10 protein-coding genes and 1 riboswitch are annotated in these 12,229 nt (G+C 47.2%); of the genes, 9 read left to right on the forward strand and 1 reads right to left on the reverse strand.

Annotated features, from left to right (window positions below):
- Positions 1-23: 23 nt before the first annotated feature.
- Together THEAE_RS0108595 and THEAE_RS20480 are read left to right on the forward strand one after the other, a co-directional pair.
- Positions 24-833: a Cof-type HAD-IIB family hydrolase gene (locus tag THEAE_RS0108595; protein ID WP_028987181.1), complete on the forward strand. Its 810-nt coding sequence runs from the start codon at positions 24-26 to the stop codon at positions 831-833.
- Between the two features lie 55 nt (positions 834-888).
- Complete coding sequence (locus THEAE_RS20480; RefSeq protein WP_052329871.1) at positions 889-2,115, forward strand: methyl-accepting chemotaxis protein; 1,227 nt, start codon at positions 889-891, stop codon at positions 2,113-2,115.
- A gap of 12 nt (positions 2,116-2,127) precedes the next feature.
- Here THEAE_RS20480 and THEAE_RS0108605 read toward each other — a convergent pair whose 3' ends face one another.
- Positions 2,128-2,454, reverse strand: a complete 327-nt coding sequence (locus THEAE_RS0108605) for a hypothetical protein (RefSeq protein ID WP_005584131.1) — start codon at positions 2,452-2,454, stop codon at positions 2,128-2,130.
- A gap of 279 nt (positions 2,455-2,733) precedes the next feature.
- Positions 2,734-2,853, forward strand: a riboswitch (SAM riboswitch).
- Between the two features lie 98 nt (positions 2,854-2,951).
- Here THEAE_RS0108605 and metX point away from each other — a divergent pair.
- From metX to ilvC, 7 genes are all read left to right on the forward strand, one after another.
- Positions 2,952-4,052 carry a homoserine O-acetyltransferase MetX gene (gene metX / locus THEAE_RS0108615; protein ID WP_245605544.1) on the forward strand — a complete coding sequence of 367 codons (1,101 nt, stop codon included), beginning with the start codon at positions 2,952-2,954 and terminating at the stop codon, positions 4,050-4,052.
- A gap of 44 nt (positions 4,053-4,096) precedes the next feature.
- Entirely contained in the window at positions 4,097-5,377 is a 1,281-nt protein-coding gene (locus THEAE_RS0108620; RefSeq protein ID WP_005584132.1) for an O-acetylhomoserine aminocarboxypropyltransferase/cysteine synthase family protein, read from the forward strand.
- A gap of 586 nt (positions 5,378-5,963) precedes the next feature.
- A complete protein-coding gene (ilvE, locus tag THEAE_RS0108625; RefSeq protein ID WP_028987183.1) occupies positions 5,964-6,863 on the forward strand; it encodes a branched-chain-amino-acid transaminase in 900 nt (299 codons plus the stop codon).
- A gap of 118 nt (positions 6,864-6,981) precedes the next feature.
- Entirely contained in the window at positions 6,982-8,655 is a 1,674-nt protein-coding gene (ilvD, locus tag THEAE_RS0108630) for a dihydroxy-acid dehydratase (protein ID WP_028987184.1), read from the forward strand.
- Between the two features lie 45 nt (positions 8,656-8,700).
- Positions 8,701-10,425, forward strand: coding sequence for an acetolactate synthase large subunit (gene ilvB, locus THEAE_RS0108635; protein WP_039944382.1), 1,725 nt, complete (start codon positions 8,701-8,703; stop codon positions 10,423-10,425).
- Positions 10,422-10,910: an acetolactate synthase small subunit gene (gene ilvN, locus THEAE_RS0108640; RefSeq protein WP_028987186.1), complete on the forward strand. Its 489-nt coding sequence runs from the start codon at positions 10,422-10,424 to the stop codon at positions 10,908-10,910. Before ilvB ends, ilvN begins: the two co-directional genes overlap by 4 nt.
- A 321-nt stretch (positions 10,911-11,231) precedes the next feature.
- Positions 11,232-12,227: a ketol-acid reductoisomerase gene (gene ilvC / locus THEAE_RS0108650; RefSeq protein WP_005584136.1), complete on the forward strand. Its 996-nt coding sequence runs from the start codon at positions 11,232-11,234 to the stop codon at positions 12,225-12,227.
- The last annotated feature ends 2 nt before the right edge of the window (positions 12,228-12,229 follow it).

Below are 12,229 nucleotides of genomic sequence, written 5' to 3' on the forward strand. Positions count from 1 at the left end.
AGAAAGAAAAAAGGGGAAATGCCATGATTCGTATGTTCTTTTTTGATATCGACGGAACTCTCATCGTTCCAAAAAAAGGTGAGGTTTCGGAACGCGTTCGCCGTGCCATCTTCATGCTCCATGAACGAGGCATTGTTCCCATCCTAGTATCCGGCAGGCCCCTCTTCTCCATGATTCCGCTCGCCGAATCTCTTTCCATCAGGGGGTGTATCGCTTATAACGGAGGACTGGTTGTTGTCGATGGAGAGGTGGTGTATGACAACCCCATAGACGAAAGCAGGGTAGAACAGCTGGTTTCCTTTGCAAATTCTAATATGCATCCACTCATATTTCCTGGAATGGACGGTTATTACGCAACGACGCTGGATCATCCGAAGGTACGGGAAATTTTTCAATATACTACCACACTCAACCATTCCTATTGGAAACATTATACTCCCAAACTAAACCCATCGTATTGGAAAACCCATCCTATCTATCAAATGGAACTGATCGCGCCGATGGAAGAACTAACCCTATACCAGGAACGTTTTGGACAAGAATTTCAGTTTTATCCATGGCATGTAGCCTCGTCCGCGGCGAACATAAATCCTCTCGCCAACTCCAAAGCGATTGGAATGCACCATGTGTTAAAACGGTTTTCACTAGATGAATCCGTTGCGGCCGCCATCGGCGACGGACCGAATGATATCGAGATGATCCGCTCCGCACATCTCGGCATCGCCATGGGAAATGCTTGTAAAGAGCTTAAGTCTGCGGCGGATCTCGTTGCAGAAGATGTTACTGCGGACGGGGCCGCCAAGGCGATTGAAATGTTGTTGGAGAGCGGGTAAGGGAATGCTAGCGGTTTCGATAGAAGAGAACGTCTGAAAGAAAGGAGAGTTGAAGATGAAAATGAGGATCAAAATACCAATTCGGGTGAAACTGGTCGGTTTTATTTTATTCGTCGCCTTTTTATTCGGCATTACAAACGGTATTTCATCCTATTCCATAGGAGCCTTTATTGTAACGATTTTGATCGGTCTCGTCATTTCCCGGAAGATCACAAAACCGATTGCGTCTATGACGAAATTTGCGGAACAAATTGCAACAGGGAATTTAACTGCGGAGGAGATCAGAGTAAAAAACCGCGATGAAATTGGAGATCTTGCGAATTCGTTCAATAAGATGACCACAAACTTTCGCAGTCTAATCCATCAGATCAAAACCAGTGCGGAACAGATCGCCGCGTCATCAGAGGAATTGACAGCCAGCGCCGAACAAACCAGCAAAGCGACCGAACAAATTGTTTCGACCATGCAAGAAGTGGCGATGGGTTCCGAGAATCAAGTCCGCAGTGTAAGTGACGGCATAAGTGCGATTTATGAAGTCTCCACCACCGTGCAACAAATTGCTGACAATGCAGAAAGTGTCTCTGCTGCTGCGATTCAAGCTTCGGAAACAGCATCCGCAGGAAATCTTGCCATTCGGACGACGATCAAGCAGATGAATTCCATTAGTACTACGGTGAATGAGCTGGCCGAGGCGGTGAAAAGATTGGGTAAAAGTTCCCAAGAAATCGAACAGATTGTAGATGTGATTGCAAGTATTGCCGCACAGACCAATCTATTGGCTTTAAACGCTACGATCGAGGCCGCCAGAGCCGGGGAGCACGGACGTGGATTTTCTGTAGTCGCTGAGGAAGTTCGCAAATTGGCCGAGCAATCGGCTCGATCAGCACAAAAAATTGCAGAACTGATTAACTCGATCCAATATGAAACGAATCATGTGGTTCAATCGATGGAGACCACGACAAAAGAGGTGTCTGATGGGATTAAAGTTGTCAACAAAGTAGGTGAATCGTTTGAAGAAATTCAGCGCTCGGTAAATAACGTAGTGGCGCAGGCGCAAGATGTATCAGCCGCCACAAAGCAAATTTCTACGGGAACAGATCGAGTAGTCCATTCGATTAACCAAATTGCCAGCGTGGCAGGGGCAACCGCATCCGGAACCCAAAACGTAGCGGCGGGCACCGAAGAACAGTTGGCATCGATGGAGGAAATCTCATCGTCTGCCGCTTTCCTCTCAAAAATGGCGGAGGAATTTCTGGCGCTTGTGGGCAAATTTAAGGTGTGATCTCCCCGCCCTTCATGAAAGATATTCTTCATCTCCCTCTTCTTTTCTTTTGTCGATCACCCACTCATGGAGCAGGAACTCGATAAGACCAAGGAGGGTTATTCCCCATAATCCTTTAACTAAAGATTCCCTCCCCAATCGGCGGAGGAGATAGTACATAAGAGGAAGTCCAATGGATAGACTCCTTTTTGCTCCCATCTTAGACAACCAAATGGGATCTGCCACAGATCCTATAAGGGCCAGAAGAACTCCTGCACCTAACCATCTTTTGATCCCTCCTCCGCGCAGAAGAAGGGGGAAAAATAAAAATTTCATGAGGCTATTGGAGATGAAGATCACACCTTTCCCTCCTTTGGTTCTAACGATTGTTGAGGTTTTAAGGCGATTCGTATCATCCTTTTTCTTTTAAAAGGGATCGGGGTATGTCTCGTCCGATTCTTGGACCGTTATTTTCATTTTTGAGCGGTGCATCGAATCGGGAATCTTTCCTTTACAGGTTAGTATTCGAAAAAAAAAAGGAAAAAATAAAAATTACCGTTGACAAATGAATCCAGGTCGACTATGCTATATAGCAAATAGGATTTCACAATGAACTCACAATTGAAAAGAAATGAGATTCTCTTATCCAGAGAGGCTGAGGGACTGGCCCAATGACGCCCGGCAACCGGTTTTAAGCGGAAAGGCTTAAAAACGCGGTGCCAATTCCTGCAGAGCTTTAAAAGCTCTGAGAGATAAGATGAGTGTGATGGTGTGACAAAATCCCTCTTCTTATCGAAGAGGGATTTTTAATTGGGGAAATGAAGTGCGAAGAGAAAAAGGAGAAGGAGGGGATCAGGTTGACAAAAGCTGGGACAGCTATTCAACCCCATACAGGGGTACTCCCCATTGGGGACTTACTACTGGAATCCGGCAAGGTATTGCCGAATGTTAAGATTGCTTATGAACGTGTGGGTCCGGAAAGTGCACCTACCATCCTGGTCTGCCATGCCCTAACGGGAAATCAATACACCGTAGGGAGTGAATCTGCCCCTGGATGGTGGAGGGAATTGGTAGGCCCCGAACGTTTTATTGATACAAACCGTTTTCAAGTCATTACCACCAATGTGATCGGGGGTTGTAACGGTTCGACGGGCCCGCTAAGCCCCGATCCCAATACGGGAGAAGCCTATCGATCCAATTTCCCTTTTATTACAGTACGGGATATGGTCCATGCCCAACACCGCTTTCTTCAAAAAATCGGGATTTCCCATCTAAAGGCGGTTATAGGGGGATCGTTAGGCGGAATGCAGGTGCTTGAATGGGGTCTCCTTTATCCCGATTTTATGGATCTCATCATCCCGATCGCCGTTACACCTTTCCTCTCCGACTATGCTATCTCCTTTAATGCCATAGGTCGATTGGCCATTCTTAATGATCCCGCCTGGAAAGAGGGGATGTATGATCCTGAGGAACAACCTATCATGGGACTTTCCATCGCCAGAATCGCCGGGCTTCTCACCTATCGAACACCGAAACTCTTTAATCATCGTTTCTCCAGGGAGATGAAAGGGGGATGGGGGAGCGACCACAGGGAGATCGCATTTCAGGTTGAATCCTACTTAACCTATCAAGGGGAGAAACTTTCTAGGCGCTTTGATGCCAACTCATATCTCTATCTTTTAAAAGCGATGGATTATCACGATATCGGACGGGGAAGGGGAGGGGTGGAAAAAGCGGTTGAAGGATATCGCAGCCAAGTGGTTGCCCTGGCCTTTCAAGGAGATCTCCTTTACCCCCCCGATGAAATTTTCCGTTTCGTAGGACTTCTCAGAGAAAAAGGAGTCCGAGCAGATTATCATGAAGTAACCACTCATTTTGGTCATGACGGATTTTTAACAGAGTTTGACCGCTGGGGAGGTTTCATCACCGACGCTCTGAAATCTTCTTCCCTATCTTAAGAAAGGGGAAGTGAGATAGATACTTAAAACAAGGAGGAATAGGAATGGGAGAGTACCGCTTTGAAACTGTAGCCATCCATGGAGGAGTACAACCGGATCCGGTAACGGGAGCGAGGGCATTTCCCCTCTATCTGTCTACCGCTTATCAATTTGAGAATACGGAGCATGCGGCCAATCTCTTTGCATTAAAGGAGACGGGGTATATCTATACACGGATCCATAATCCCACGGTGACCGCCTTTGAAGAAAGGATTACAAAGTTGGAAGGGGGCGTAGGGGCTCTTGCCTTAGCCAGCGGCGCTGCCGCGATCACCCTGACCATCCTCAACTTGGCAAAAGCTGGAGATGAGATCCTCTCCTCTGTAAAATTGTATGGAGGAACATATAATCTTTTTTCCACCACCCTTCCGAAATATGGAATTCGTACTCGTTTCGTAGATCCGAACGATCCTCAAAATTTTAGAGAGGCGATTACACCCAATACAAAAGCGATTTATGCAGAGGTGATCGGGAATCCCAGCCTGGATGTGCTCGATATTGAAGAAGTGGCGAAAATCGCCCATGAAGCAGGCATTCCTCTCATCGTGGACAACACCTTTGGAACTCCTTATCTGGTAAGGCCCTTAGAACATGGGGCAGATATCGTGGTTCATTCGGCGACCAAGTGGATCAGCGGCAATGGAACCACACTCGGGGGAGTAATTATAGACGGAGGACGTTTTGATTGGAATTCTCCCAAGTTCCCCGAATTTACCACTCCCGATCCAAGTTATCATAACATCGTATACTCTGAAGCCTTTCAAAATGCTGCTTTTATCGTCAAGGCGAGAGTTCAATTGCTTAGGGATTTAGGTCCTTCCATCAGCCCATTTAATGCCTTTCAACTTGCCCTAGGATTAGAAACCTTAGCCGTCAGGATGAAAGAACATATTAAAAATACCAGGGATGTCGTCGCATACTTAAAAAGACATCCTCAGGTAAGTTGGGTCAATTACCCTGAACTTCCCGAACATCCTTCCCATCACCTGGCGGCGAAATACCTCCCCCGAGGTGCAGGCGCGGTGATCACATTTGGGATTAAGGGGGGGAGGGAAGCGGGGGCGAAAGTGATCAACTCCGTAAAACTCTGGTCCCATTTGGCAAACGTAGGAGATGCGAAGAGCTTGATTATTCATCCGGCCAGCACGACCCATCAGCAATTAAGCCCGGAAGAGATCGCCCAAACGGGAATCACAGAGGATCTGATTCGCTTATCCGTAGGCATTGAGAACGTAGAAGATCTCATCGAAGATCTCGATCAGGCCATTTCGGCAGCGACCCGTTAAAAAGTGTTGAATCGTGCCAATAGAGTCTTGGGTAAGAGACTATGCAGCCACATGGTCTCTTTTTTTTTTTTTTCAAAGAGAAAGCGGTCGGATTCATTTTCATCATGATATCTCTAACCTAACAATAAATGATAGAAAATAAAACATTACATGATATAAATAATCACAAAAAAGGGACGTAAAGACGGCATATTTGATTAATGTGTAAATTAAAATGACATCTGATAAACCGCTTTCAAAAACTTTACAAAGTTGTCACAATTATTTAGACCCCAAATCCCATGCGGCAGTAAGCGTTTACAAGTTTTCAACATGATTTCAAATTATAAAAAAAATTATTGAAAGCATGTTGCTTTCTTTTAATTTGCGTATTAGAATATTCGAAAAAAGAAAGGGAAAGACAGGAGGGTATCTAGGGTTCCGCCGTAAAAGGGACTGGACCGAGCGATATCAACAGGGGCAACCCTGTACACCGTGAGGAGAAAAACCTCTGCGGAAGGTTCTGGCTTTATGGAAGATCAACCTTCTCAGAGGTTTCCCTTTATCCTTTTCTTAAAAAACGTCAATGAAAGAAGGGCAGGGTAAGATGAGTTTACTAATCTACCTAAACGGGGAATATGTCCCAAAAGAAGAAGCGAAGATTTCTGTTTATGACCATGGTTTTCTTTATGGAGATGGAGTCTTCGAAGGGATTCGAGCTTATTCGGGAAATGTTTTCCGCCTGAAAGAGCATGTGGATCGGCTTTACGATTCCGCAAAATCAATTCTCCTTACCATTCCCCATACCCGGGAAGAAATGGAAGAGATTATTGTAGAGACGCTCCGGAAAAACGAGCTTGATTCGGCTTATATCCGGGTCATTGTATCAAGGGGAGTTGGGGATCTTGGTTTAGACCCAAATAAGTGCGAAAAAGCACAAGTGATCGTTATTGCGGAAGAATTGGCTTTATTTCCTAAAGAGTTATATGAAAAAGGTTTGGAAGTGGTCTCCGTCTCTGTGCGCAGGAATCGCCCCGATGTTTTAAGTCCTAATGTGAAATCCTTAAACTACTTAAATAATATTCTGGCAAAGATTTCTGCCCATCAGGCGGGAGTTTCCGAAGCTCTTTTGCTCAATACGGAGGGGTATGTCGCAGAAGGGACAGGAGAGAATGTTTTCTTGGTAAAGGATGGAGTCATCCTTACCCCCCCTGTTTATTTAGGAGCTTTAAAGGGGATTACCAGGGGAGCCATTATCGATATTGCTAAAAAATTGGGATATGAGCTTAAGGAACAGCCTTTTACTCTTCATGATGTCTACGCGGCTGATGAGATTTTCTTAACCGGTACTGCTGCTGAAGTGGTTCCCATCGTCAAGGTGGATGGACGGCCGATTGCCGATGGAAAACCAGGTGTGGTGACAAAGCATCTATTGGAAGGATTTAGGCAGCTCGTAACTACGGATGGGAGAAAGATTTACCCTGAGCGGGTCTCTCAAGCCGGTTAATCGGGAAGCCAACCGAATCCCATTCAACTGCATGGATTCTTTTCAACGATTTATTTTAACGATTTAAAGCCGTAAATTAAGATGTCTCTGATTCAGCATGAGAAGATGGAGGGATAAAATGCGAAGCGACATGATTAAAAAAGGGGTAGACCGAGCTCCTCATCGCAGTTTACTCTACGCCACCGGCTTGGTAAAACCGAAAGATTTGGCGAAACCCTTCATCGGAATTGCCAATTCTTATATTGATATTATCCCCGGTCATGTCCATCTAAAAGAGTTTGCGGAGGTGGTAAAAGAAGAGATCCGAAAGGCAGGAGGAATCCCCTTTGAGTTTAATACCATCGGCGTAGATGATGGAATTGCCATGGGGCATATCGGCATGAGGTATTCTTTACCCAGCCGGGAATTAATCGCCGATTCCTGTGAGACGGTGATCAATGCCCATTGGTTTGATGGAGTCTTTTTCATTCCCAATTGCGATAAGATTACCCCGGGAATGTTGATGGCTGCCGTTCGAACCAATGTCCCATCCGTTTTTGTGACGGGGGGACCCATGGAAGCGGGAAAATCGAAAAAAGGGGAAAACCTCTCCTTGGTTGATGTCTTTGAAGGGGTGGGAGGATATCTTTCCGGCAAAATTGGGGAGGAAGAGCTCCTCGAATTGGAACGGAATGCATGTCCCAGTTGCGGATCCTGTTCCGGGATGTTTACAGCGAACTCGATGAACACGTTGCTTGAGGTTTTGGGAATGGCCCCTTCAGGAAACGGAACAATCGTCGCCACTTCGAAGGAGCGGCATCGTCTGATTCAGGAGGCGGTAAGCTCGCTGATGAGTCTGATCGAAAAGGATATCCGCCCCAGGGATATCATTACCGAAGAAGCGATCGATGATGCCTTTGCCCTGGATATGGCCATGGGAGGTTCAACCAATACGGTTCTTCATACGTTGGCGGTCGCCCATGAGGCAGGAATTGAATATAACCTGGAACGGATTAACCAAATTGCAGATCGGGTGCCCTATCTATGTAAAGTAAGCCCAGCCTCGAGATATTCCATGGATGATGTGCATGCGGCGGGTGGGATTAAAGCCATTCTCCGCGAATTAATGAACGTAGAGGGAGCATTGCATCCGGATCGGATCACCATCTCAGGAAAAAGCTTGAGAGAGGTGATTTCGGATGGGCAGATCAAGAACGAAGAGGTGATCCGTCCTGTAGAAAACCCCTACAGTAAAAAAGGTGGCCTTTCGATCCTATATGGAAACATTGCTCCGGCAGGCGCCGTGATAAAAGTCGGAGCGGTAGACCCCTCCATCACCTTCTTCGAAGGGGAGGCGATCATCTTCAATTCTCAGGAGGAGGCGATCGCCGGGATTAATAATGGGTTGGTTCGGGAAGGTCATGTGGTGGTGATTCGATATGAGGGACCAAAGGGTGGGCCTGGAATGCCTGAAATGTTAGCCCCTACTTCTGCGATTGTGGGAAGAGGGTTAGGGACGAAAGTAGCCCTCATCACCGATGGCCGTTTCTCTGGGGCTACAAGGGGAATTGCTGTCGGGCATATCTCTCCGGAAGCCCAGGAGGGGGGACCTATCGCACTTATACAGCAGAATGATCTCATTCAAATTGATCTTACAAATCGAAGGATCAACCTCATGATTTCAGATGAAGAATTGGAAGAAAGAAGAAGAAATTGGATTCCTCCGGAGCCTAAAGTGAAACAGGGGTATTTAGCTCGCTACGCAAGATTGGTTACCTCTGCAAATACAGGAGGCGTTCTCAAAGTGGATTAAGTCTCGTCGGTAGAACCCGATTTTGGAAGAAGGAGGGGGATTTTCATGACAGGTCAGTACACCGTTAAGGAGATAGAGACAAGCGAGACGCCGTCTCCCAAATCAGGTGCGGAAATCCTAGTATCGGCATTGAAAAGGGAGAACGTGGAAGTGATCTTTGGATATCCGGGAGGTGCTGTCCTTTACCTTTATGATGCCTTGTATGAATGCGGAATTCCCCACGTTTTGACCCGGCATGAACAAGGGGCAATCCACGCGGCGGAAGGGTATGCTAGGGTTTCCGGGAAACCTGGCGTTGTGATTGCGACATCCGGGCCAGGGGCTACCAATTTAATTACGGGATTAACGGATGCCATGATTGATTCGTTACCCCTCGTCGTGATTACCGGCCAGGTTGGGACTTCGGTCATGGGAACAGATGCTTTTCAGGAAGCTCCCATCTTTAGCATGACGATGCCGATTACGAAATATAACTACCAGGTCAGATCGGTTGAAGAACTACCACGTATCCTAAAAGAGGCGTTCCATATCGCCAGCACGGGCAGGCCAGGTCCGGTTCTCATTGATTTGCCGAAGGATATTACTTCGAAAGCAAGTATCGTTGATGAAGAGGTAGAGATTTCTCTGCCGGGGTATAATCCCACCTACTCCCCGAATATGATGCAGATTCATAAGATCGTGCAGGCGCTAAAGATGGCGAAGAAGCCCGTTATTTTGGCGGGAGCCGGAGTTCTTCACGCCCGTGCCAGCCACCTATTGCGGCAGTTCGCGGAACGGATTGGCGTTCCGGTTGTTCATACTCTCCTTGGGCTGGGAGGAATGCCGGCGGATCATCCCCTCTTTCTCGGGATGGGAGGAATGCATGGGACCTATGCGGCCAACAGGGCTCTTTATGAATGCGATCTATTGATAAATATTGGAGCTCGCTTCGATGATCGTTTAACGGGAAATCCGGATCATTTTGCTCGCAACGCAAAAGTGATTCATATCGACATTGATCCGGCTGAGATCGGGAAGATCATTCCTACAGAGATTCCTGTTGTGGGAGATGCCGGGGAGACACTTCGCATTTTACTCGAAGAAGAATTGGAAAAGTGCGATGCTGAAGAGTGGATTCGGAGCTTACATTCCTTAAAGAAAGAGTATCCTCTCTGGTACAAAAAGGATGAGGGGACTTTAAAGCCGCAACGCCTCATCGAAATGATCCATGAAATCACCAAGGGTGAAGCCATTATCACCACCGACGTGGGGCAGCATCAGATGTGGGCAGCCCAGTATTATCCTTTTCAAACCCCTAACCGCTGGGTTACTTCCGGAGGGCTCGGTACGATGGGTTTCGGTTTCCCCGCAAGTATAGGGGCTCAGATCGGAAAACCCGGAGAATTGGTGATTGCGATTGTAGGGGATGGGGGCTTCCAAATGACGCTCCAAGAGTTGGCGGTGGTGAAAGAGTATCATCTGCCGATTAAAATCGTGATCGTGAACAACTTTGCGCTGGGTATGGTTCGTCAATGGCAGGAGCTTTTCTACAATGAAAGGTACTCTGAATCCCTGATTCCGACCCAACCTGATTTTGTGAAGTTGGCCGAATCTTACGGGATAAAGGGAATTTTGGTACAAACGGAGGAGGAGGCTTACGAAGCTTTTTCCAACAACTTCTTCCATAATGAGCCTGTGCTTATCGATTGTAGGGTGGCTCCTTTTGAAAATGTATATCCAATGATTCCTCCAGGAAAGGGAATTCACCAGATGGAGGGGGTGAAGCCATGAAACAAATCCTGGCGATCCTGGTAAATGACCACGCCGGTGTTCTAAATCGGGTGACGGGCTTGTTCCTTCGCCGGGGATATAATATCGACTCGATCACCGTGGGCCGGAGTGAGAGAAAAGGGCTCTCCCGCATGACGATCGTTCTCGATGTGGAAAATCCCATGCGAGCGGAACAGGTGGTAAAGCAGCTCCATAAGCAGATTGATATTCTGAAAGTGATCGACCTAACCGGCCGGGCAGCCGTGGAAAGAGAGTTGGCGATGATTCGGGTCTCCAGTTCCCTCCAGAATCGAGGGGAGCTTTATAACATCATTCAGCCCTTCCGGGCGACCGTGATTGATGTAGGGCGTGAGAGCATTACCATTGAGGCGACAGGAAGTTCCGACAAGATAGAAGCCTTAATCGAACTTCTAAGGCCCTACGGGATCAAGGAATTGGCCCGTACGGGTATCACCGCCTTCACCCGGGAGATGGAACCGGTGTAAAGGGCGCGTAACGGAGCGGCCGGCAAGGTAAGATATGATATATAGAAAGTACGGGAGTGGAGAGAAAGAACGGCGACGATAAAGAAAAAAAGAAAAATGAAAAAGAGAACAAATGGAGAGAAACCTACCAACAGCGTAAAACGTCCAAAAAGGTAAAAGAGTTTGGAGTTTAGGAGAGATCGGAGTAACAGAGAGAGAAAGAATCGATCCGTGCTTGAAGAGAAAGATATTTGATTAAAAGAAGGGAAACGGTACGGTTCCGGTCATCGTCAAACTCGTCATACCGCGTAGACAAATCAATCGATAGAGAGGAGTAATAGAATGGCTCGCATTTTTTTCGACAAAGACGTGAATTTAGAGGTATTGAAGGGGAAAAAGATCGCGATCATCGGCTATGGCTCCCAAGGTCATGCCCATGCGCAAAATTTGAGAGATAGCGGTCTGGATGTGATTGTGGGACTTAGAAACGGGAAGTCGTGGGATAAGGCGGAGGAAGATGGTTTTAAGGTATATTCGGTATCGGATGCGGCAGCCCAGGCGGATGTGATCATGATTCTACTTCCCGACGAACGGCAACCAAAGGTCTATGAAGAAGAGATTGCTCCCCAATTGAGGGAAGGGCAAGCCATCGCCTTTGCCCATGGATTTAATATTCACTTTAATCAGATCGTCCCTCCTCCCTTTGTCGATGTCTTTTTGGCTGCGCCCAAAGGGCCTGGGCATTTGGTGCGTAGGGTTTATGAAGAAGGAGGCGGTGTTCCGGGACTTGTGGCGGTTTACCAAGATGTGACCGGAAAAGCGATGGAAATTGCCTTGGCATATAGCAAAGGAATTGGGGGGACGCGGGCTGCGGTCATCGAAACCACCTTCAAAGAGGAAACGGAGACGGATCTCTTTGGAGAGCAAGCGGTCCTCTGTGGAGGAGTAACCGCTTTGGTGAAGGCCGGTTTCGAGACGTTGACGGCTGCCGGTTATCAGCCGGAAATCGCCTACTTTGAGTGTTTCCATGAATTAAAGCTTATTGTTGACCTCCTCTATGAAGGGGGATTAGAGCGGATGCGTTATTCCATTTCCGATACGGCGGAGTGGGGAGATTATACTTCCGGACCGAGGATCGTTACGGAAGAGACGAAAAAAGAGATGAAAAAGATTTTGGAAGAGATTCAATCCGGCGCTTTTGCGAAGGGTTGGATCTTGGAAAATCAATTAAATCGGCCGATGTTTAACGCACTTCGGCGTAGGGAGAATGAACATCCCTTAGAGGTCGTAGGAAGGGAATTAAGGGAGAAAATGCCCTTTATCAAAAAGAGGAAGTAGGT

It is taken from the genome of Thermicanus aegyptius DSM 12793 (genome assembly GCF_000510645.1).
Taxonomy (GTDB): Bacteria; Bacillota; Bacilli; order Thermicanales; family Thermicanaceae; genus Thermicanus; species Thermicanus aegyptius.